Consider the following 23,254-nt stretch of genomic DNA (forward strand, 5'->3'; position numbering starts at 1 on the left):
ACTGCCCCAGGGAAGGAGCAACGATGGATCGTTGGTTACTGGTCTTTATCGGCGGAATATTGTCCGCCTCGTTACACTCTGACATTAAATTTTGGCTAATTGTTTCAACTATCGCTCTACTACTTTTGGCGATAGCTTATGCTTTTTTGTATTTTAGACAGAGGGAAGTAAAACAGCGAACCATCGTACTACTAATGATGGTGTTATTTTGCGGTATTTTATGGGCTAATGCCAACCTTTATTGGCAAAATTTACGCGCTGTACCTGACCGGTTGATTGACCGGGAAACTCAGCTAACGCTTGTTGTAGATGAAATATCGCGTCGTTACCCTTTTCATATACGTATGACAGGCCGGGTAGAAGTTCTGTCTGGTAAAATTTTACCATTCTGGCAGCAACCCCGGGTTCAACTGAACTGGTATAACAGCCAGCATAAACAGGTGCCGAAAGCTGGTGAGCGTTGGCAACTGGAAGTGAAGTTGAAACAGGCAACTGACTATCGCAACCAGGGGAGTTTTCGATACCGGCAATACTTACTGCGCAATAATATTTATGCCTTAGGAACAGTTAAAGGCGGCGAAAAATTGACCCGTTCAATAAGTTTTAGACAAAAAATTTTCAATGGCATAGAACAAGCTGACTTATCTGAACCGGGTATATTGGCTGCATTAACGATTGGCGAACGCAGCTTGTTGACCTCCGCCACTCGTGAAATTTGGCAAAAAACGGGGTTAGCTCATAGCCTGGCCATTTCCGGTTTACATTTGGGGATGGTCGCCGGAGCCGCTGTCTTGTTCTTTCGTTTTTGTTTTTACTGTTTTCCCATCAGCTTACAAACCAGAGAGCGGCTAAACATCCGACTGTGGTCGCTAGCCTTCGCGGCAATGGCGGTAACTGGTTATGCCGGCCTGGCAGATTTCTCAATATCGACTGTCAGAGCGTTAACCATGTTTCTGGTGGTTCTTCTGCATATTGTGTTAAATCTCAAATTAAATCCGCTAAGTTTATTGTTGCGAGTGGTGGCAGCAGTATTAGTGGTTGATGTTTTTGCCTGGCAGGATCCCGGTTTTTGGTTATCTATTACTGCCGTTGCCGCACTTTTTCTTGTCAGTTGGCGATGGAGCAAAAGTCGTGGTCGTTTCTCCGCGGTAAAAAGCCTCTGGTCAATTCAGTGGCTGCTGTTGGTGGTGATGTCTCCTTTATCATTTTTATTATTTGGTGGTTTTTCGCTTTTTGCTCCCGTCGTCAATTTGTTGGTGTTACCTGTTATCAGTTTTTGGTTATTGCCGCTGTCTTTAATAGGAACGGTTTTGGTGTTGTTTGATTCTGGTTTCGCTGTCCTTTTTTGGCAATTGGCTGAATTTCCCGTTAGCTATTTGAACCCACTATTAGAAGCTGTAGCGGGGCACCCGGCTAATTGGCTGGAACTGAACCAATGGCCAATAACCCGTGCAGCGCGGTTTGCTGCTTTGTTCGCACTTGCTGCGGCTTTGTTGTTGCCGGTAAGCCGCGGCTGGCATCGGTTAGGTCTATTACTGTGTTTGCCTGTTGCTGCTTTTTTATTTTTTAATCAACGGGACGGGAAACTGCGTCTTCATGTTCTGGACGTGGGCCAAAGTCAGGCTGTGGTGCTAGAGAAAGACGGTAAAGCCATGCTAATTGATACCGGTATTGAGTTTAACTCCGGTTTCAGTGTTGCAGAATCTGTTATTGAACCTTTTCTTAATTACCATGGTTTGCGCCCTGAGCTGGTTTTTATCAGCCATGGCGACAGAGATCATAACGGCGGCAGAGATTTTCTTAAGCAAAGGTATCCTCAGCTAGAGTGGCGCGGGGATGCTAGTGATAAACCTTGTCGCGCCGGTGATACAGGTGAATGGAACAGCACGCGATGGGAGGTTTTGTGGCCAACGCCTGCGTATCAGAATACAAATCGGTTAAGTAAAAATAATCGTTCATGTGTACTACGCATCAGTTATAAAAACTTCAATATGTTTTTGCCCGGTGACATTGAAATGACGGCAGAGCAATTATTGCTGAAGTCTTTACATAAACAGTCAGAAGCTAACTCTAATGTTCTGTTAATTCCACACCATGGCAGCAAAACATCGACCAGTTGGCCTCTGTTACAGGCGGTTAATGCTGACGTCTATCTTATCAGCTACGGTAAGCATAGTGGCTATGACTTTCCTCACCGCTATACACTGGAAAGGCTCTCCCGTACTCAAAAGCCTTGGTTTGGAACCAGGGACAGCGGGCAACTGACTATTGTTAGTGACGGCAACACATGGAGTTTGGAGTTACCCTTTGAAAACAGGTAGAATGGCAAAAGTGTTAATGACTTATTTGAGACTACATGGATTCTCAGCTAAAAAAGAAGACGACCTTTAAACGCTTATTAGGTTATATCAAACCTTATAAGGCAGCTTTTATCGCTGCTATCCTGTGTATGATTGGTTACTCTGCCATTGATACATTGTTCTTATCCCAAATTGAAACGTTAATAGATGATGGGTTAACAGAGCAAGACTCTAATATATTGCTTTACGGTGCCCTCTTTGTTCCTTTTATTTTCATCCTTCGTGGTTCTTTGAATGTTGCTTCCAGCTATTTCCTGCATTGGGTGGGGTTTAAAGTCGTTACTAAAATGCGGCAGCAGCTTTTTGACCATATGATGAAACTGCCGGTGGGTTTCCATGACCAGCATTCAACCGGTGACTTGATTTCAAAAATAACTTATGACACTCAACAGGTGGCGGAAGCGAGTAGCCGGGCCGTTTTGGTCTTGGTGAAAGAAGGCGCGTTCGTCGCCGGTTTATTGGGTTTGATGTTTTATCAAAGCTGGCAATTATCATTGGTATTTTTGGTGATAGGCCCCTTGGTTGCAAAAGTTGTCGGGGTTGTTTCACGTCGTTTCCGTAAAGTAAGTAGTCGTATTCAGACCGCTATGGGTAATGTAACCACAACTGCAGAGCAGATGATCAACGGCCATAAGGTTGTGATCATGCATCAGGGGCAAAAAGGTGAGTCGACACGTTTTTCGGAAATAAATAATATTACCCGTAACCAGAATATGAAGCTGGTGAATACCCGGGCTATCAGCACTTCAGTTATTCAGTTTATAGCTTCGTTAAGCCTTTCTATGGTCCTGGTTATTGCCAGTTTTCCAGAAATGCTGGGTGAGCTTTCGGCCGGTGCTTTTACTACGTTACTTACCGCTATGATCATGTTGCTGCGCCCGTTAAAGCAGCTGACTAACGTTAACAGTGATTTCCAGCGTGGTATTGCGGCGGCAACCAGCGTGTTTGCAATTCTGGACGAGCCGATTGAAGTTGATAAAGGTTCGCGAGTGGTTGATCGTGCAGCAGGTGATATTGTTTTTGATGATGTGACCTTTTCTTATCAAAAAGATGATGAACCTGCGTTAGAGCACATTAATTTTAAAGTTGATCAGGGCAAAACTGTGGCGCTGGTGGGCCGTTCAGGTAGTGGTAAGTCGACAATATCGAACTTGCTTACGCGGTTCTACGATGTAGAGCAGGGCAGCATTCTGCTTGATGGCCACAATATTAACGATTATAAACTGAAATGCCTAAGGCGTCAGTTTGCGCTGGTGTCTCAGCATGTAACCTTGTTTAACGACACCATAGCAAACAACATTGCTTACGGCGCTTCAAAAGATGTATCACGTGAAAATATTATTAAAGCCGCTGAACAAGCATACGTTACTGAATTCACCGACAGCATGCCGAAAGGCCTGGATACTATGGTGGGCGAGAATGGGGTGATGTTATCCGGTGGTCAGCGTCAGCGTATAGCCATAGCCCGTGCGCTATTACAAGACGCGCCTATTCTGATACTGGATGAAGCGACATCGGCGTTGGATACTGAGTCCGAGCGTCATATTCAGGATGCCCTGGGAACCTTACGTAAAAACCGTACAGCTATTGTCATTGCACACCGTTTATCAACCATTGAAAATGCTGATGAAATTTTAGTTATGGACAATGGTGAGATTATTGAACGCGGTACACACCAGCAATTGCTTGATCAGGAAGGCGCATATTTTCAGCTGCATAACTTACAGTTTAGTGGAGGCGCCTAATGTGGCTTCAAAAGCAGTGGTATAAAGCCAGGCTGCACCCTTTACTGTTTTTGCTCACACCACTGTCGCTGGTGTTTTGGCTGGTAACAAATTTGCGTCGCAGTTTTTATGCTTTTGGCCTAATGTCTCGCTATAAAGCCGATGTTCCGGTCATAGTGGTGGGGAACATTAGCGTGGGCGGCACTGGCAAAACACCTATGGTTGTGGCCTTAAGCCAATGGCTCAAAGATGAGGGCTGGAATCCGGGCATTATCAGTCGTGGTTACGGTGCAAAAGGGCCTTTTCCTTACGAGGTTTTAGAGAGCGACTCTCCGGAAAAAGCCGGTGATGAACCTTTGCTCATGCGTCGTCGCACTGGCTGCCCTGTTGTTATTGCGCCCAAGCGTGCTCAGGCCGCAAAACTTATGGCGGAACAACACCCCAAAGTAGACGTTATTATTTGTGATGACGGGCTACAGCATTACGCACTCAAACGCGACATTGAATTAATTATGATAGACGCTGAACGAGGAACCGGAAATGGATGGTTATTGCCTGCGGGCCCATTACGGGAAGGCCCATGGCGTCTGAAAGGTGCGGACTGGGTTATTTCTAACTATGGTCGCCATGCATTCGCCCGGCATGTAGTGGACGTCGAGCCTGGCAACTGGTACCGGGTTGATAATAACGAGCAAGTTGAATTAAAAACCGAGAGCAAATTTAATGCCGTGGCTGGTATTGGTTATCCGCAGCGATTTTTTAACTCGCTAATTGAACAGGGTATTGAACTGGAGAACAGTCAGGGCTTTGCGGATCATCACGCTTTTAGCCAACAGGACTTTTCTAACCTGACCAGTAACCCTATATTAATGACAGAAAAAGATGCCGGTAAATGCCACTCTTTTGCGCAAGCTGACTGGTATTACCAAACAATTGAAGCGAAGCTGCCCGAAGTGATGAAAACTAACTTATTGGCAGAGCTGGAAAGGAAGAAAAATGGCCATCGATAAAACGACATTAGCAATATTGGCGTGTCCAAAGTGTAAAGGGAAACTGACCTATTACGCCGATAAAGACGAGCTAGTATGCCGCGGAGAACGCCTCGCATACCCAATAGACGAGAATATTCCCGTGCTTATAGCGGATAAGGCTCGCGAGTTATCTTCAGAAGAGTTAGAAAAGGTTCCTTCATGAGTTTTACCGTTGTCATTCCCGCCCGTTACGGTTCCAGCCGCTTGCCGGGCAAACCTTTAGCCGATATTGCCGGTAAGCCGATGATTCAGCATGTGGTTGAGCGAGCTGAGGCTAGTGGCGCTGCCGAAGTCATAGTTGCTACCGATGATATGCGGATTAAAGAGGGTGTTGATAAGTTTGGTGGTCGTGTAATGATGACCTCAAGTGAGCACTCCTCGGGTACGGAACGTTTGGCTGAGGTTATCGAACAATTAGCTCTGGCAGAAAACGAAGTGGTGGTTAATGTACAGGGTGATGAACCTTTTATTCCGCCTGAGATTATTCGACAGGTTGCTGATAATTTAGCGAATCAACGGCAGGCACCTATGGCGACGCTGGCCGTGCCTATTACCGACGCTAAAGATATTTTTAACCCGAATACGGTAAAAGTGGTTACCGATGCTGCGGGTTATGCGCTGTACTTTAGCCGCGCCGCAGTTCCCTGGGACAGAGAGCATTTTTCTGCAGACCGGACGACAAATGTGGTTACTGAGCATTATCATCGTCACATTGGTATTTATGCTTATCGGGCAGGTTTTGTCAGACGTTATGTTGAATGGGAGCCAAGTCCTATTGAACAGCTTGAGTCGTTAGAACAACTGCGGGTGCTTTGGCACGGAGAGCGTATTCATGTCGCTGAAGCTATTCTCGCACCGGCTACAGGTATTGATACTGAAGAGGACCTGCAGCGGGCACGAAAACTGGCAGGCGATGGTTAATCCATCGCCGACATTTTTGAATACTCATCTTCGAAAAAGAATTTTTCTTCACCAAAAGCTGGTTTTAAGTGATGCAGCCAGGTGGCATCTGGGTCATATTTAGCGAAGAAGGGACGTTGTACCCAGTCCGGATTGCGCCCCTGGATAAAGCGTAAGGCAAAGACTTTCTCACCAGCAATTTCAGTAACACCCTGAACTTCTACTTTCCCCGGGCCGGCACTCATCGAGGGGCCTCGCACGGTACGAGCTATACCTGAAACCTGCTGGTACGCTTTCTGGAAAATTTCCCAGGTACGCTCCAGCGGTACTTCAAAGTAACGTTTTGCTCCGGTATCCCGCTCGACAAACATATAATAAGGGATTAATCCGAGTTGTACCTGCTTCTCCCACATAGAAGCCCAGACATCCGGGTCGTCATTAATGTGCTTGAGTAAAGGAGCCTGACAGCGGATTTGAACACCTGTAGCGCGCAGGCGACGAATGGCCTCCTGACATACTTCAGTGCGTAATTCATTCGGGTGGTTTAAATGCGCCATTATCGACACATGCTTGCCACCATCAACTAAGCGCTCTAATAAACGCAGTAAATCGTCCGCGTCGGGGTCGGTGATAAAGCGATATGGCCAGAAGGTTAATGATTTAGTGCCAATGCGTATGGTTTTAATGTGCTCGAACTCAGGTTGCAGTAAACCCTCTAAGTAATGGGCCAGCTTGCGCGTGCGCATAACCATAGGGTCGCCGCCGGTCACCAGCAAGTCAGTAACTTCTTTGTGCTGAGCCAGATAGCGGTGCAATTGATCCGCGTCATTTGAATTAAAGCGGGTAGCTTTACCGACAAATTGCGCCCAACGGAAGCAGAAAGTGCAGTAAGAATGGCAGTACTGCCCCTGAGCCGGGAAAAAGAGCACCGTTTCGCGGTACTTATGCTGCATGCCCGGCAAAGGCTCACCGTCAACATGCGGCACATTCATTTGCATTTGTCCGGCAGGGTGAGGGTTCATTTCATCGCGTAGCTGAGTCGCCAAATCAAACACTTCATTGGTGGTGTGCTTGCCTGACATTAGGTCTGCCATGCGCTGGTACGCAGAAGGCTCCAGCATATCTTTTTGCGGGAAAGTTAGCTGAAACAGCGGGTCATTGGGTACATTTTCCCAGTCAATCAGTTCGTTAAATACATATTCATTAACTCTGAATGGCAGTACATTAGCGACGACTTTCATTTCAAAACGCATGTCATCAGGAACTTTCTTTAACGCCTCAATTTTATCTAACTGGCGATGCTGATATACCTTGAATTTACGTGGTGTAATGATGGGTTGTTGTACATTGACTACTTGCTGCATAAGCCTCTCTGTAATTATCTGCAACCTGCTAAAGCACGTTGAAAATGAATTTGTCTGTCAGCTCTCTCTTTGGCGACCAACGAAATGCGACGTAGTATAAAGAATTTAAGGCTTCGTTGCACGTTCTGTAAGGTGTGAAAAGCAATGTACTCAAACTAATTAAGAGCGGGCATAAAAAAAGGCGCTCAACCGAGCGCCTTCTTAACTCAAACCAATTTATTTTTTAATTGGTGAAAACTCGCGTTTTGTATAACCAGTATATAACTGACGAGGACGACCAATTTTCTGGTTTTCTTCGCCCATCATTTCGTGCCAGTGAGAAACCCAGCCGACAGTACGTGACAGCGCAAAGATAACGGTGAACATATTGGTAGGAATACCAATAGCTTTCAGTACGATACCTGAGTAGAAGTCAACGTTAGGGAAGAGTTTCTTTTCAATGAAGTAGTCGTCTTCCAGAGCGATACGCTCCAGTTCCATTGCGACGTCAAGTAATGGGTCATCACGATCCAATTCTTTCAGTACTTCGTGGCAAGATTCACGCATTACCGTTGCACGAGGGTCGGTGTTTTTGTATACACGGTGACCAAAGCCCATTAGGCGGAAAGGATCGTCTTTGTCTTTTGCTTTCTCGATGTATTTCGGAATGTTTTCAACCGAGCCAATTTCAGCCAGCATACGTAAGCAAGCTTCGTTGGCACCACCGTGAGCAGGTCCCCATAAAGATGCAACACCCGCAGCGATACATGCGTAAGGATTAGCACCTGAAGAACCAGCAAGGCGTACGGTTGAAGTTGACGCGTTTTGCTCGTGGTCAGCATGCAAAGTAAAAATGCGATCCATAGCGCGAGCTACCGCAGGACTTATTTTGTAATCTTCCGCAGGAACCGAGAACATCATGTTCAGGAAGTTTTCTGCATAACCTAAGTCGTTACGTGGGTAAACGAAAGGTTGACCAATACTGAATTTATAAGCCATTGCTGCAATTGTTGGAATTTTAGCAATCAGGCGGTAAGCACTGCGTAAACGTTGGTTTTCATCATGAATGTCTAAGTCATCGTGATAAAACGATGATAAAGCACCTGTTACGGCACACAACATTGCCATAGGGTGAGCATCGCGACGGAAACCATTAAAGAAATTGTGAATTCCCTGATGCACCATAGTGTGTTTAGTAATGGTGTTTTTGAATTCATGGTATTGCTTTTCGGTAGGAGCTTCGCCGTGCAACAACATGTAGCAAACTTCTAAGTAATCTGCTTTAGTTGCTAACTCACCAATAGGGTAACCGCGGTGCAGTAAAACGCCGTTTTCACCATCTATATAGGTGATAGCCGACTCGCAAGAGCCTGTAGCCAGAAACCCGGGGTCAAAAGTAAAATAACCATGTTTTCCCAGAGTTCGGACGTCAACTACATCCTTTCCTGCCGTTGGTGATAGTACCGGCAATTCAATGGATTGGCCGTCAATCTGTAAAGTGGCTTTACGATCAGCCATAAGGAATTCTCCTCGCTATCTACTTTGAAAAAGTGCGCTAATTTAACTCGATCATGCCCGTAAATGTCAATTTTAATCGGGGAACATGAACCAATTATAGCGAAATATACGTAATAAACATGACGAAAAGATTACTCAGATTGAAGAATTATCTTGTTAGGTTAGACTTTAGTAGTAAAGCGTATTTTAGTCAGCGTTCAAATCTGAGTTTGTCGTTGTAATTAATAGCTTGGCTAGATATACTTTGCGCCGTATTGGTGGCATGTTTCTGTGTCGCGCAAACGAAAATTGCATTTCTTTTGTGCTTTATTAAAAGGCAATCTATCGTGAAAAAAGAAAGACCTGTTAATTTAGACTTATCAACTATCAAGCTTCCTGCCGCTGCCAAAGCATCCATACTGCATCGTATTTCCGGTGTTGCTATGCTGTTCTCTCTGGCTTTTCTAATTTGGGCTTTTGCCGTGTCACTTAGTGGCCCTGAAGGCTTTGCTCAAATCGAGAGTATCATGACCAGCTTTATCGCTAAATTTATTGGCTGGGGTATTTTGACAGCGCTAGGATTTCACTTAATCATTGGTCTGCGTCACTTAGTAATGGACATGGGCTACTGGGAAGAACTCGATTCCGGAAGAATCAGCGCAATTGTCTCAATTGCTCTTTCTGTGATCTTTTCCGTATTAGTAGGAGTTTGGCTATGGTAACAGCAGCAGCTACTTTTGGTCGTAGCGGTTCTCATGACTTTATTTTATTGAGAGCCAGCGCGATTGTAATGGTTCTATATTCACTGTTCATGGCTGGGTTCTTCCTTTCTACGCCAGATGTAACTTATCAAGTGTGGAGTGGGTTGTTTGCCAACATTTGGATGAAAGTGTTCACTATGCTGGCTTTATCCTCTGTGTTAATTCACGGCTGGATTGGCATTTGGCAAGTATCAACAGACTACGTGAAAGCGTCCGGTCTCAGAGCTTTTATTCAACTGGTTTTCAGCGTTGGTCTGATCGCTGTTTGGCTCACTGGCTTATTCGTACTGTGGGGTGTTTAAGTGACTGTTAAAACTTTAGAATATGATGCAGTGGTGATTGGTGCTGGCGGTGCCGGCATGCGAGCAGCACTGCAAATTTCCCAAGAGGGATTGAGCTGCGCGTTGATGTCCAAAGTGTTTCCAACACGCTCTCACACAGTTTCTGCTCAGGGTGGTATTACCGTAGCATTAGGTAATGCGCATGAAGATAACTGGGAATGGCACATGTTCGATACCGTTAAAGGTTCGGACTATATTGGTGACCAGGACGCTATCGAATACATGTGTAAAGCTGGCCCTGAAGCTATTTTAGAAATGGAAAACTTAGGTTTACCATTCTCGCGTTTTGAAAACGGCAAAGTTTATCAACGTCCATTTGGTGGTCAGTCGAAGAACTTTGGTGGCGAGCAGGCTGCTCGTACTGCCGCTGCAGCTGACCGTACCGGTCACGCTTTGCTGCATTTGCTTTATCAGCAAAACGTGAAGAAAAAAACCACCGTATTTTCAGAATGGTACGCGCTGGATATCGTTAAGAACCAAGACGGCGAAGTTTGTGGTGTAACCACCATGGATATCGAAAGCGGCGAAGTTTACTTTGTTAAAGCTAAGGCCGTTGTTCTTGCTACCGGCGGTGCGGGTCGTATTTATTCTTCAACGACCAATGCTCATATCAACACCGGTGACGGTATTGGTATGGCACTGCGTGCCGGCGTTCCTGTACAAGATATGGAGATGTGGCAGTTCCACCCAACCGGTATTGCCGGAGCGGGCTCGCTTGTTACAGAAGGTTGTCGTGGTGAAGGTGGTTACCTGCTGAACAAAGACGGTGAACGCTTTATGGAGCGTTATGCGCCAAACGCGAAAGATTTGGCATCACGCGACGTTGTTTCACGCGCTATGATGACTGAAATCCGTGAAGGACGTGGTTGTGAAGGCCCATGGGGTACTCACCTTAAACTGAAACTGGATCATCTGGGTAAAGAAACCCTGGAAAGCCGTTTGCCGGGTGTTTGTGATTTATCACGTACATTCGCACACGTTGACCCGGTGAAAGAGCCTATTCCGGTTATTCCTACCTGTCACTATATGATGGGCGGTATTCCGACGGACGTTAATGGACAAGTCCTGACTGTCGGTGACGATGGTCAGACATCTCACGTTAAAGGGCTGTTTGCTTGTGGTGAAATTGCTTGTGTATCCGTACACGGTGCTAACCGCTTAGGCGGTAACTCACTGCTTGACCTGGTGGTATTCGGTCGTTCAACTGGTATGCACCTGGGTGAAACGCTTGCAGCTAACGTAGAAGCCCGAGAAGCAAGTAGCGACGACATTGACGCGGCACTAGCGCGTTATAATCGTTGGGAAAACACTCAAAAAGGCGAAGATCCGGCACAAATTAAGAAAGACCTGCAACAGTGCATGCAACTTAATTTCTCGGTTTTCCGCGAAGGCGATTCAATGAAAGAAGGGCTTGCTGAGCTGCGCGAAATTCGCGAACGTCTGAAAAACGCCCGTCTTGATGACACCTCTAAAGAGTTTAATACTCAGCGCGTCGAGTGCCTTGAGCTAGATAACTTGATGGAAACGGCTTACTCAACTGCAGTTGCTGCCAGCTTCCGTACAGAAAGTCGCGGTGCTCACAGCCGTGCAGACTACCCGGATCGTGATGATGAGAAGTGGTTAGTACACACTGTTTATCGTCCTGAAAAGGAAGATATGGTGACGCGGGAGGTCAATATGGCACCTAAACTGCGTGAAGCTTTCCCTCCGAAAGCTCGTACCTACTAAGTTGGAGGGTAATATGAAAAAGTACACATTTTCAATTTATCGTTACAATCCTGATGTCGACAACGCGCCTCACATGAAAGAGTACACGTTGGAGATGGAAGACAGTCAGGACTTGATGGTGCTAGAAGCACTGATCAAATTGAAAGAACAAGATCCATCGCTGGCATTCCGCCGCTCGTGCCGTGAAGGTGTTTGTGGCTCCGATGGTATGAATATTAATGGTAAAAATGGTTTGGCTTGTATCACTCATTTGTCTTCTTTGAAATCAGACAAAATTGTGATTCGTCCGCTACCAGGCTTGCCTGTCATTCGTGATTTGATTGTTGATATGAGCCAGTTCTATCAACAGTACGAGAAAATCAAACCGTACCTTATCAACGATGACAAAACGCCACCAGCGCGTGAACGACTGCAGTCGCCGGAAGACCGTGCTAAGCTTGATGGTCTTTACGAATGTATTTTATGTGCATGTTGTTCATCTTCGTGCCCGTCGTTCTGGTGGAACCCGGATAAATTTGTTGGGCCAGCTGGTCTGCTGCACGCTTATCGTTTCTTAATTGATAGTCGTGACACAGCAACGGACGAGCGTCTGGACGAACTTGATGATGCCTTTAGTGTATTCCGTTGTCACGGAATCATGAACTGCGTTAACGTATGTCCAAAAGGGTTGAATCCAACAAAGGCTATTGGACACATCAAATCGATGCTTTTGAGTCGCGCTGTTTAACTCGTTAAATTGTCGCGCCAATTTGAACGGTTGATGTTGTGGATGGCCATCCCACAAAGGATGGCTATTTTTTTATAAAAACGGTTTATCTATTCAGGTGAAGGAAACGCAATGCAAGATGGTGTAATGCGTGAATGGTTAGAAACATCGCATCTAGCCGGTGGTAACGTTGCCTACATTGAACAAATGTTTGAGGCGTATCTGGATGATCCGACGGCAGTCAGTGATGAATGGCGTCAAATGTTCGATGCGTTGCCGAAGGATAATCACATTGTTGATACTAAACTCAGCGATGTCCGGGAGCAGTTTCGCCAGGCCGCTAAGAATAAGCTCAAGCAATCTCAAACAGGCAGCACGACTGCCGCAGATCAGAAGCAAGTTAAAGTTTTACAGCTCATTAATGCTTACCGATTCCGCGGCCATCAGCACGCCAACCTTGATCCTCTTGGTTTATGGAAACAGGAAACCGTTCCAGACCTTTCATTAAACTTCCACGATTTAAGCAAAGACGACTTAGAACGCGAGTTTAATGTCGGCTCTTTAGCTGTTGGCAAAGACACAATGAAGCTGAGTGATATTCACGAGGCGTTGGAAAATATTTATTGTGGCTCTATTGGTGCCGAGTACATGCACATTGTTTCAACCGAGGAAAAACGCTGGATTCAGCAACGGTTGGAGGGTGTTCTTGGAAAGCCCAAGTTTGAAAAAGAACAGCAGACTAAAATTTTAAAAGAGCTGATAGCCGCTGACGGACTGGAAAAGTATCTTGGGTCAAAATTCCCGGGAGCTAAGCGCTTTTCATTAGAAGGTGGCGACAGTCTGGTTCCGTTGTTGAAAGAACTCATTTCACGCTCTGGTGAGCAAGGTGCCAAGGAAGTCGTTATTGGTATGGCTCACCGAGGTCGTTTGAACGTTTTGGTCAACGTTCTGGGTAAAAAACCACAGGACTTATTTGACGAGTTTGCCGGCAAGCATGACAGCACAAAGGGCTCAGGTGATGTTAAATATCATATGGGCTTTTCTTCTGATTATGCGACCCCGGGCGGCGACGTCCACCTTGCATTGGCCTTTAACCCGTCGCACCTTGAAATTGTAAACCCGGTTGTTATGGGATCGGTTCGTGCGCGCATGGACCGCCTGAAAGACCCGGAAGGCAAAAAAGTGCTGCCTATTACCATTCACGGTGACGCTGCTGTTGCCGGTCAGGGTGTGGTACAAGAAACGTTTAATATGTCGCAGACACGTGCTTACCGTGTAGGCGGCTCTATCCGTATCGTGGTGAATAACCAGGTTGGTTTCACTACATCTAAACAGGAAGATGCGCGCTCTACTCAGTATTGTACTGACATTGCCAAGATGGTGCAGGCGCCAATTTTCCACGTTAATGCGGATGACCCTGAAGCCGTTGTTTTTGTCACTCAGTTAGCGCTTGATTACCGTAATGCATTTCAGCGCGACGTGGTTATTGATTTGGTTTGTTATCGTCGTCATGGACATAACGAAGCCGATGAGCCAAGTGCAACACAGCCGCTGATGTATGCAAAAGTTAAAAAACAACCCGTTGCCCGCGAGCTTTATGGCAAGCGTCTGATAGAGAAGTCGATAGTAGATGAAGACACAGCTAAGCAGTGGATGTCTGACTATCGTGATGCATTAGATAAAGGCGAAGTGGTGGTTGATGAACACCGTCCTATGCGTCAGCACTCTGTTGACTGGTCTCCCTATATTGGAAACGACTGGGATGTAGAGTACGACTACAAAGTTTCAGCAGACAAACTGAAAAACCTGGGTGAAAAAATCACTCAGTATCCGGAAGAAGACAAGCTGAATTCCCGTGTTGAAAAAGTTTATCAAGAACGTCTGAAAATGGCGAAAGGCGATAAACCAATGGACTGGGGTTTCGCTGAAACCTTGGCTTATGCCACCTTAGTTAACGACGGTACTCATATTCGTTTGACCGGTCAGGACAGCGGCCGTGGTACCTTCTTCCACCGCCACGCGGTATTGCATAACCAAAAAGATGGTTCTACCTATATGCCACTGAACAACTTAGGTTCAGATCAGGGGCAAATTGAAATTTACGACTCGGTTTTATCAGAAGCCGCGGTTGTGGCCTTCGAATACGGTTACGCTACGGCTGAACCGCAGTCTTTGGTTATGTGGGAAGCTCAATTTGGTGACTTCGTTAACGGCGCTCAGGTGGTTATTGACCAGTTCTTAAGTTCTGGTGAACAGAAATGGGGACGTTTATGTGGTTTAACATTGTTATTGCCACACGGTTACGAAGGCCAGGGTCCAGAGCACAGTTCAGCCCGTCTTGAGCGTTTCCTGCAATTATCAGCTGATCACAACTGGTCAGTCTGTGTACCGACAACGCCTGCACAGGTTTTTCATATGATCCGTCGTCAGCACTTACGTCCGGTTCGCCGCCCGTTAGTTGTTATGACGCCTAAGTCATTGTTACGTCATCCGTTAGCGGTTTCAGAAATGGATGATTTAGCGGATCATGGATTCCAGAACGCGATTGGTGAAATCGATGATCTGAATCCGAAAAAAGTAAAACGCGTGGTATTCTGCTCAGGTAAAGTCTACTACGATTTACTGAAAGAACGCCGCGAGCGTGAACAAGAAGATGTTGCCATTATTCGTATCGAACAGTTGTACCCGTTCCCTGCGGAGGAAGTGGCAGAAATTATGCAAGATTATCAGCACGTTAAAGATTTTGTCTGGTGTCAGGAAGAGCCTCAGAACCAGGGTGCGTGGTATAGCAGCCAGCATCACTTCTGGGCCGCAATTCCGAAAGGAGCTCAGTTGTCTTATCGTGGTCGTAGTGCGTCAGCCGCACCGGCGGTCGGATACATTTCAGAGCACAACAAGCAGCAGCAAAACCTTGTTGACGAAGCGCTAACCATTAAATAGGTGAAGATGAACCATGGCGATTGATATTAAAGTTCCTCAATTACCCGAGTCTGTTGCAGATGCAACAATTGCAACATGGCACGTAAAACCTGGCGATAAAGTGTCTCGCGACCAGAATCTGGTTGACATCGAAACCGACAAGGTAGTGCTGGAAGTGGTTGCGGAAGCAGACGGTGTCTTAGGCGAAATTACTGCCGAAGAAGGCACAACCGTAACAGCTGAAGAAGTTATCGGAAAAATTGAAGAAGGTGACGGAGCGTCGGCATCTGACAATAAATCAGACGATAAAGATTCAGGCGATGACAAGAAGTCAGAGAAGAAAGAGTCTTCTTCCGAAGACAAAGGTTCTGACAAAAAAGGTTCCGGCGAGAAGATGGAAGTTAAAGTTCCTCAACTGCCAGAATCTGTTTCTGATGCCACTGTTTCTACTTGGCATGTTAAAGCCGGTGATGCGGTAAAACGCGACCAGAACCTGGTTGATATTGAAACCGATAAAGTGGTTCTGGAAGTGGTTGCCCCGGCTGACGGTGTTTTAGCTGAAATTAAGCACGAAGAAGGTGCGACAGTCGGTGCTGATGACGTGATCGGCATAGTAGAAGCGGGTGGCTCTGCTAGTTCAGGCTCAAGCAAGTCTGACGACGGTAAATCTGAGTCTTCTGCAGAAAGCAAAGACGATGAGGGTGACAACGAAGTAGCGGGCCCAGCGGTTCGTCGTTTACTTGGCGAGCACGGCCTCAAACCAAGTGACGTTAAAGGCACGGGCAAAGGCGGACGAGTCACCAAAGAAGACGTTGAAAAACACGTGAAAGCTCAGTCTTCTAAGTCTTCAGACAGCAGCAAACAGCAGTCTTCACAGCCTGCGGTTTCAGGTGACCGTGATCAAAAACGTGTACCTATGACACGTCTACGTAAGCGTATTGCTGAGCGTCTGTTGCAGGCGAAGAACGACACAGCCATGTTGACTACGTTCAACGAAATCAACATGAAGCCAATTATGGACTTACGTAAGAAGTACAAAGACGTGTTTGAAGAAACGCACGGCACGCGTCTTGGTTTCATGGGCTTCTACGTAAAAGCAGTAACCGAAGCACTTAAACGTTTCCCAGATGTAAACGCATCCATTGATGGCGACGATATTGTTTACCACAACTTCTTCGATATCAGCATTGCAGTATCAACTCCTCGTGGTCTGGTAACCCCAGTGCTACGTGACACCGACCGTTTAAGCATTGCGGATATGGAAAACGGTATTCGTGACCTGGCTATCAAAGGCCGTGACGGTAAGTTGACTATGGATGAAATGCAGGGTGGTAACTTCACCATCACTAACGGTGGCGTATTTGGTTCACTGCTTTCAACGCCAATTTTGAACCCACCACAAAGCGCAATTCTGGGTATGCACAAAATCCAGGAGCGGGCGATGGTGGTAGACGGTAAGATTGAAATTTTACCGATGATGTACCTGGCTCTTTCTTATGACCATCGAATTATTGATGGTAAACAATCGGTAGGTTTCCTGGTTACCGTGAAAGAGCTATTAGAAGATCCTCAACGTCTTATCCTGGATATCTAAAGACGCTGAGAACCAGCCGCAATGCAATTTAGCTTGCGGCTGTTAATTATGCGCCGAGCAGGTTAAAATTCGGCGCGGTATTCGGGTAGGCAGCACTTTAGCTGCTTAAGTTGTTTCAACGAATCGGAAGAGCATCATGAATTTGCATGAGTATCAGGGTAAACAACTCTTTAAAGAGTTTGGTTTGCCAGTATCTGAAGGTTATGCCTGCGACACAGCTGATGAAGCGGTAGAAGCGGCAAAACGTATTGGTGGCGACATTTGGGTTGTCAAATGTCAGGTTCACGCTGGTGGCCGCGGTAAAGCGGGTGGCGTGAAATTAGTGAAAAGTTTAGACGACGTTCGCGCATTCGCTGAGCAGTGGTTAGGTAAAAACTTAGTAACTTTCCAGACCGACGAGAAAGGTCAGCCGGTTGCTAAGATTTTAGTTGAAAGCTGCACTGACATTGCAGACGAGCTTTACTTAGGTGCAGTTGTTGACCGTGCTTCACGCAAAATCGTGTTCATGGCATCAACCGAAGGCGGCGTAGAAATTGAAACCGTTGCTGAAGAAACACCTGAGAAAATCTTGAAAGCTGAAATTGACCCTACGGTTGGCGCGCAGCCATACCAAGGTCGCGAACTAGGCTTTAAACTGGGTCTGACTCCAGACCAGGTTAAGCAGTTCACTAAGGTCTTCATGGGCCTGGCGAAAATGTTCGAACAGTACGACTTAGCACTGTTAGAAATTAACCCATTGGTTATTACTGACGAAGGCAACGTTCACTGTCTGGATGCGAAAGTTGGCATCGACAGCAACGCATTGTACCGTCAGCCTAAAATCCGTGAAATGCACGATCCGTCACAAGACGACGCGCGTGAAGCAGAAGCGGCTAAATGGGAACTGAACTACGTAGCACTAGACGGCAACATTGGTTGCATGGTTAACGGTGCCGGTTTGGCGATGGGTACTATGGACATCGTTAAACTGAGTGGCGGCGAACCAGCTAACTTCCTTGATGTTGGTGGCGGCGCGACAAAAGAACGTGTTTCTGAAGCGTTCAAAATTATCCTGTCTGACAGCTCAGTGAAAGCCGTATTTGTTAATATTTTCGGCGGTATCGTACGTTGCGATATGATTGCTGAAGGTATTATCGGCGCTGTTGAAGAAGTGGGTGTTAAAGTACCAGTTGTTGTTCGCCTTGAAGGTAACAACGCTGAACTGGGTACCCAGAAATTGAACGAAAGTGGCCTGAACATTATCGCTGCAGAGAGCTTATCTGATGCTGCCGATAAAGTGGTTGCTGCGGCAGGAGGTCAATAATGAGCATTTTGATCGATAAAAATACCAAAGTTATCTGCCAGGGCTTTACTGGCGGTCAGGGTACTTTCCACTCTGAACAAGCTATTGCTTACGGTACACAAATGGTTGGCGGTGTTACACCTGGTAAAGGTGGTCAAGAACACTTAGGCCTGCCTGTATTCAATACTGTAAGAGAAGCTGTAGAAGCAACTGGCGCAACTGCTTCAGTTATCTACGTACCAGCTCCTTTCTGTAAAGATTCAATCATTGAAGCAGCAGACGCTGGTATCGAACTGATTGTTTGTATTACTGAAGGCATTCCTACACTGGATATGCTGTACGTTAAAGAATACCTGACGCACAAAGGCGTGCGCATGATCGGTCCAAACTGCCCGGGTGTTATCACTCCGGACGAGTGCAAAATCGGTATCATGCCTGGCCACATCCACAAGAAAGGTAAAGTGGGTATCGTGTCTCGTTCAGGTACATTAACGTACGAAGCAGTTAAGCAGACTACTGACGCTGGTTTTGGTCAGTCTAGCTGTGTTGGTATCGGTGGCGACCCTATCCCGGGTTCTAACTTCATCGATATTCTGGAACTGTTTGAAAAAGATCCAGAAACCGAAGCTATCGTAATGATCGGTGAGATCGGCGGAACGGCAGAAGAAGAAGCGGCAGAGTACATTAAAAACAATGTATCTAAGCCGGTTGTTTCTTACATTGCTGGTGTTACTGCTCCTCCTGGTAAACGTATGGGCCACGCTGGTGCCATCATTGCCGGCGGTAAAGGTACTGCTGACGAGAAATTTGCTGCACTAGAAGCAGCAGGCGTTAAAACTGTACGCAGCCTGGCCGACATCGGCAAAGCTGTAGCAGAGAAAACTGGCTGGTAATAACCCGCCAACGCTTAAACAAAACCCGGCCTTCGTGCCGGGTTTTTTGTTGCTGGCTTTGAGTAAGGTCGAAATAGCAGGTCGCCGGTTGGATGTTGTAGCCTCACCATGTCGGGGGCGCTACGAGCACGTCCGTGTGGGCTAGACGAAGGCCATCCATGGCCTTCGACACCCCGACATGGTGAGGCTACAACATCTGGCACCAGCTCTCAGCTATTTCGCCTTTCTGGCTCAGCAACAATCACAGCGGCGACTCTTTTTCTGAGGATTAAATTAATACGGAATTGAACAGCAGGGCAGGCATAAAAAAGCTGAAGGAAAGAGCCATTGAGCCCGTAAGGGCAAGCGCGGCGCAGCAGAATGTTGCCTGGGTAATAAACACAGATGGTTTGGTCGACGCGCTTTGCGTGAACGACAAATAAGCTGTAAAGAGTTTAGCTTCTAGTTCGCTGTATTTAGCCTGGAGCCACAGCAAAGTGGGTTTGAGGTACAAAAGTAAAAATGCGAAAGCGACTTCAATGCCACCAAATTGAACCAGCATGGCAAACTCGGGAGCAAGCAGTGCTAAAGCCATTAGAACAACGCCAGCTACCGCCTTTTGTAAAAAGGTTAAATCTTCCCACTTTTTCTTCATAAAATCCCTTTAATAAACAGCCTACTATGGCTGGAATCCTTATCTGATAATTATTTTAAGTTACACTAAACTTTGTGCATTGTACAGATAGCGTCCGTTTGTAGATTTAGTGTTAATGAGTAAGTTTACTCTGGGTAGTTAGAGTTTCTGGTTTTAAGCTGTTCAAGCTGCGGCGAAATTGACGTGGAGATGTTGCTGTAGTCGTCGAAGACAACGGTAGTGTAGATAAGTGCCGCAACGCTTAGTACAAGTGATAAGCTGCCGGTAATACCCAGCCATTTGGCGGTGTTTGGGTCGCGTTTTTGAGTCCGTAAATAGTGCATTCTCATTCCGCCTGCAACTAATGCCACTAGAATAAGCCCGAAGAAGGCGTAAATAAGTTTTACGGTCAGTCCGGAGAAGTCACCAAAGTGGAGTGGATCGGCTGTATCAGAAATTCTGGCGACAACACCTAAATTTCCGGCGTACTGAGTTGCTGCAACCTCTCCGGTAACTGGGTCAAGATATACTCGATTAGCGCGGTCACGCACCAGTATTGAACCATTTTGTCCGGTAAAGGACATGGGCTGGTTGTATTGGTGCGGATAGTAGAATCGGGTAATGTCCATATCTGGTCGGGCGGCTTGCGCAATACTAACGAGTTCAGTGAGTGAAAGCGCGGGCTGTTGCTGTTGCGCTTTGGTATGCTCAACTTTTGGTGCTGCCGGGTAATGTTCAATGTCAAAATTGAACATCATATGTTCGGCTAAATACCATATTCCTGTAATTGTAATGGTCGCGATGAACCACCAACTCCAAAGCCCCATCCATTTGTGCCAGGAGGACCATTCCGTTCGTTTTTTCCAACTGAGCTTACCGGGTTTTGAGAGAAATCCGCGCCACCATTTGCGGTAAACATAAAAGCTGGAAACAAGCGAAATAAGAAGCAGGAGGCTGGTGAGGGTAACAATGTATTTACCGACGCCACCCATAGACAAATACATGTGAATATCGCGTAAGTAGCGTGAAACTTGCCCCCAGCCACCTTCACCCAGAAGTTGTCCGCTGGCTGCGTCGAAATAAACAAAGCTCAAGCCATTTGGGGTCATTAAACGGACTTCGCCAGCGAGGTAGTCTTGCGAGTGCACCTGCGCCCCTAAAATATGGCTCTCAGGGTAGCTTTTACTCAGGTTAGACTCTAGTTCTTTCCAGGCTACCGGACCTTCACGTTCTTCTAAAGCCCGGTATTTTTCGTCACTAAGGTATTGAATTTCGTAACTCAGAGTAGCTAAAACGCCAGTGATACAAATAAGCAGCAAAAGCCCCGCAAAGGCAAAACCAGCCCAGGAATGAAATTTGAACCACTGGCGGTTAGTCATTGAGCAAAGTCCTTAAAAACGATATTTAACCGATGCGTAAATGCGACGAGGTTCGCCCGGGAAGTGTCCGGTACGGGTTAAGAAGCCGCTTGACGCATATTCCTTATCAAATAAGTTTTTGATATTAACCTGAACTAACCACTGGTCAAACTCAGTTTGCCAGCTGACATCAAACACGGTGTAGGGCTTAACTCGTTGAGCTGGGTTCGAAAAGCTTATTTGCTCGCTCACGTAATCCATACCACCGCTGATAGAGGAGTTAAGTGCAGGCAAGTCATAGCGCGTCCATAAACCCATTTGGTGCATGGGAGCGTTTGCGAACTGGTCACCGACTGCGTTGGTAATACCCTGGCCAGGTACGGTTTCTACCACTTTTGCGTCGTTGTATGCATAGTTAGCATTAATAACCCATTGGTCGGTAATGTCGCCCAGCACATCAATTTCAAATCCACGGCTGCGCACTTTGCCTACGTTGCCTAAAACATTGCGACCGTCCTCGCTGACTTCATCGGTTGCCTGCAAAATGTTTTCGCGGTTAATTTCGTAAACCGCGGTGCTGACGCGAATACTGTCGTTAACCAATGACCAGCGGGCCCCCAACTCCTTAATGTCAGACTGTTCCGGCTCGAAAGGACCGCCAACCTCTGATTCCTGATCACCCGCAGACTGTGGTGAGAACCCTGTACCGTATAACGCATAAGCCCGAACCCAGTCGGCAAATTCATAGGTTCCACCAATACGGTAGGTTAAGTCGCTGTCATCAAAATCTGCCGCATTGGTCTCGTCTTCAAACTGGTCGTAACGCAAACCCAGTAACAAGTTCGCTTTTTCGTTAAAAGAAATTTGATCCTGCAGGTAGAAGCCGTCGCGTTGAGTTTTGGTAACTCTTGGGGTCGCATTTTCTAATGCGGTAGAGTAGGGGCCAGAAGTCAGTCCGTAAACTGGGTTATGGATCTCTAAATTGGGAACTTCGTCAGGGTTTGCGTTGTTGCCAATAAAGGTGTTGTCAGCCGTATAACTTTCGGCGCCCATCAACACGGTATGTTCCAGACCGGAAATATTGAGTTCACCAATTAAGTTACCGGTAACGCTGGTGGCTTCGTTTTCACGATACTGGTTACGGAATTGACGCTGACTGTAAACCGCCTCTTTCGGGTCGTCCACAGGATTTAAATCGGCATCAAGCAGGCCGCGAGGCTCATGGTAATTCTGACGCTCGGTGTTCTCATAATGACGAACGGTTAAGTCGCCGCGCCAGTTAAGCGAGAAGTCGTGATTAATACGAGCCTGATAAACGGTAGCTTCTAATCTCTGGAAGTCGCTCGCTTCGTTATGGTTCCATTTACGGTCGGTGACAAAATTACCGTCATTATCAACCGGCACACCGCGAAGGCGAGCGCCCTGGTAGTCTTGCTCATAGTCGGTTAACTGAAGAATGATCTCGCTGTCGCTTCCTAGATCAAAAGCGTAACCTAAATCGAGAATTTTATTGGTTTGCTCGGTGTTATAGCGAAACGGTTTTTCGTTGTCGTAGTAGTAACCAGCGCGATAACGCTGAGAAGCATCTTCTGTGAGCGGACCGCTTAATTCAACAGAGCCGCGTTTGTAGTCGTAATTTCCGAGCCCCAGCTCAATGGAACGCTCCGCTGTTGCTGTTGGCTTTTTAGTCACATAGTTGATAACGCCGCCGGGCTGGCCGCTACCGAACATGGCGCCACTAGGCCCTTTTAATACCTGAATTTGTCCAATGTTGAATAACTGCGGAACGGCGAATCCGTTAAAGGGGTCACCGCGAACACCGTCATAGAAAATGTCATCCTGACGGAAACCGCGGAAGGTAATGGTGGAGTAACTGAATGAATTCACACCACTAATACTGCGGTACAAATCGGTTATTTGGCGGGCGGCCTGATCTTTCATGAGTTCTTCGGTCAGCACCTGAACGCTTTGTGGAATTTCTTCAATGGGCGTATTCGTGCGTGTAGCAACACTGCTTGAGTCCTGACGGTATAGCGTTTGGGCACGACCCTTAACGTTAATGTGCTCAATGTTCTCGTGAGCCTCAGTTGTGTCAGGTTTTGTTGTTTGTGTCTCTTGTGCCAGTAGTGGTGTGCTTGTCATACCGGCCAGAGTCAGTGCGATAAAGCATTTTGTCAGTTTCATTGATACCCCCGTGAAATGTC

At 46.6% G+C, this 23,254-nt stretch carries 18 protein-coding genes; 13 read left to right on the top strand and 5 right to left on the bottom strand.

Annotated features, from left to right (window positions below):
• The first annotated feature begins 23 nt into the window (after nt 1-23).
• Genes ACN0RF_RS01755 through kdsB form a run of 5 tightly spaced genes read left to right on the top strand, consistent with a single transcriptional unit; the run spans nt 24 to nt 6,036 of the window.
• Nucleotides 24-2,321: a DNA internalization-related competence protein ComEC/Rec2 gene (locus ACN0RF_RS01755; RefSeq protein ID WP_417437849.1), complete on the top strand. Its 2,298-nt coding sequence runs from the start codon at nt 24-26 to the stop codon at nt 2,319-2,321.
• A 35-nt stretch (nt 2,322-2,356) separates the two neighbouring features.
• Nucleotides 2,357-4,105 (top strand): lipid A export permease/ATP-binding protein MsbA, encoded by a 1,749-nt coding sequence (gene msbA, locus ACN0RF_RS01760; RefSeq protein ID WP_034821296.1) that lies wholly within the window; start codon nt 2,357-2,359, stop codon nt 4,103-4,105.
• A complete protein-coding gene (gene lpxK, locus ACN0RF_RS01765) occupies nt 4,105-5,094 on the top strand; it encodes a tetraacyldisaccharide 4'-kinase (RefSeq protein WP_417437850.1) in 990 nt (329 codons plus the stop codon). The genes msbA and lpxK overlap by 1 nt, the downstream gene beginning before the upstream one ends.
• Nucleotides 5,081-5,278 carry a Trm112 family protein gene (locus ACN0RF_RS01770; protein ID WP_011234754.1) on the top strand — a complete coding sequence of 66 codons (198 nt, stop codon included), beginning with the start codon at nt 5,081-5,083 and terminating at the stop codon, nt 5,276-5,278. The genes lpxK and ACN0RF_RS01770 overlap by 14 nt, the downstream gene beginning before the upstream one ends.
• Nucleotides 5,275-6,036 carry a 3-deoxy-manno-octulosonate cytidylyltransferase gene (kdsB, locus tag ACN0RF_RS01775; RefSeq protein ID WP_417437851.1) on the top strand — a complete coding sequence of 254 codons (762 nt, stop codon included), beginning with the start codon at nt 5,275-5,277 and terminating at the stop codon, nt 6,034-6,036. The genes ACN0RF_RS01770 and kdsB overlap by 4 nt, the downstream gene beginning before the upstream one ends.
• On the opposite strand, the gene ACN0RF_RS01780 is transcribed toward kdsB, so the two are convergent.
• Nucleotides 6,033-7,379, bottom strand: coding sequence for a KamA family radical SAM protein (locus ACN0RF_RS01780; protein WP_011234752.1), 1,347 nt, complete (start codon nt 7,377-7,379; stop codon nt 6,033-6,035). The two genes, kdsB and ACN0RF_RS01780, sit on opposite strands and share 4 nt — an antisense overlap.
• A 216-nt stretch (nt 7,380-7,595) precedes the next feature.
• Nucleotides 7,596-8,876: a citrate synthase gene (gene gltA / locus ACN0RF_RS01785; protein ID WP_273025061.1), complete on the bottom strand. Its 1,281-nt coding sequence runs from the start codon at nt 8,874-8,876 to the stop codon at nt 7,596-7,598.
• Between the two features lie 326 nt (nt 8,877-9,202).
• On the opposite strand from gltA, the gene sdhC reads away from it, so the two are divergent.
• The 8 genes from sdhC to sucD all read left to right on the top strand — a co-directional run bounded on the left by sdhC (nt 9,203) and on the right by sucD (nt 19,079).
• Nucleotides 9,203-9,577, top strand: a complete 375-nt coding sequence (gene sdhC / locus ACN0RF_RS01790; RefSeq protein ID WP_011234750.1) for a succinate dehydrogenase, cytochrome b556 subunit — start codon at nt 9,203-9,205, stop codon at nt 9,575-9,577.
• On the top strand, nt 9,571-9,918 hold the full coding sequence (sdhD, locus tag ACN0RF_RS01795) for a succinate dehydrogenase, hydrophobic membrane anchor protein (protein WP_011234749.1): 348 nt from the start codon (nt 9,571-9,573) through the stop codon (nt 9,916-9,918). Before sdhC ends, sdhD begins: the two co-directional genes overlap by 7 nt.
• The gene (gene sdhA, locus ACN0RF_RS01800) at nt 9,919-11,685 is read left to right on the top strand and encodes a succinate dehydrogenase flavoprotein subunit (protein ID WP_011234748.1); all 1,767 of its coding nucleotides are present in this window, start codon (nt 9,919-9,921) and stop codon (nt 11,683-11,685) included.
• 13 nt (nt 11,686-11,698) lie between these two features.
• Nucleotides 11,699-12,412, top strand: a complete 714-nt coding sequence (locus ACN0RF_RS01805; RefSeq protein WP_417437852.1) for a succinate dehydrogenase iron-sulfur subunit — start codon at nt 11,699-11,701, stop codon at nt 12,410-12,412.
• Nucleotides 12,413-12,523: 111 nt separating this feature from the next.
• Nucleotides 12,524-15,331, top strand: coding sequence for a 2-oxoglutarate dehydrogenase E1 component (locus tag ACN0RF_RS01810; protein ID WP_417437853.1), 2,808 nt, complete (start codon nt 12,524-12,526; stop codon nt 15,329-15,331).
• 13 nt (nt 15,332-15,344) lie between these two features.
• Nucleotides 15,345-16,904 carry a 2-oxoglutarate dehydrogenase complex dihydrolipoyllysine-residue succinyltransferase gene (gene odhB / locus ACN0RF_RS01815; protein ID WP_273025064.1) on the top strand — a complete coding sequence of 520 codons (1,560 nt, stop codon included), beginning with the start codon at nt 15,345-15,347 and terminating at the stop codon, nt 16,902-16,904.
• 136 nt (nt 16,905-17,040) lie between these two features.
• Nucleotides 17,041-18,207 (top strand): ADP-forming succinate--CoA ligase subunit beta, encoded by a 1,167-nt coding sequence (sucC, locus tag ACN0RF_RS01820; protein WP_417437854.1) that lies wholly within the window; start codon nt 17,041-17,043, stop codon nt 18,205-18,207.
• Nucleotides 18,207-19,079 carry a succinate--CoA ligase subunit alpha gene (gene sucD, locus ACN0RF_RS01825; protein ID WP_011234743.1) on the top strand — a complete coding sequence of 291 codons (873 nt, stop codon included), beginning with the start codon at nt 18,207-18,209 and terminating at the stop codon, nt 19,077-19,079. Before sucC ends, sucD begins: the two co-directional genes overlap by 1 nt.
• 268 nt (nt 19,080-19,347) lie before the next feature.
• On the opposite strand, the gene ACN0RF_RS01830 is transcribed toward sucD, so the two are convergent.
• The 3 genes from ACN0RF_RS01830 to ACN0RF_RS01840 all read right to left on the bottom strand — a co-directional run bounded on the left by ACN0RF_RS01830 (nt 19,348) and on the right by ACN0RF_RS01840 (nt 23,234).
• On the bottom strand, nt 19,348-19,653 hold the full coding sequence (locus ACN0RF_RS01830; RefSeq protein WP_417437855.1) for a hypothetical protein: 306 nt from the start codon (nt 19,651-19,653) through the stop codon (nt 19,348-19,350).
• Between the two features lie 185 nt (nt 19,654-19,838).
• Complete coding sequence (locus ACN0RF_RS01835) at nt 19,839-21,071, bottom strand: PepSY-associated TM helix domain-containing protein (protein WP_417437856.1); 1,233 nt, start codon at nt 21,069-21,071, stop codon at nt 19,839-19,841.
• Nucleotides 21,072-21,083: 12 nt separating this feature from the next.
• On the bottom strand, nt 21,084-23,234 hold the full coding sequence (locus ACN0RF_RS01840) for a TonB-dependent siderophore receptor (RefSeq protein WP_417437857.1): 2,151 nt from the start codon (nt 23,232-23,234) through the stop codon (nt 21,084-21,086).
• Nucleotides 23,235-23,254 lie beyond the last annotated feature (20 nt).

The organism is Idiomarina sp., from assembly GCF_048260185.1.
GTDB lineage: Bacteria > Pseudomonadota > Gammaproteobacteria > Enterobacterales > Alteromonadaceae > Idiomarina.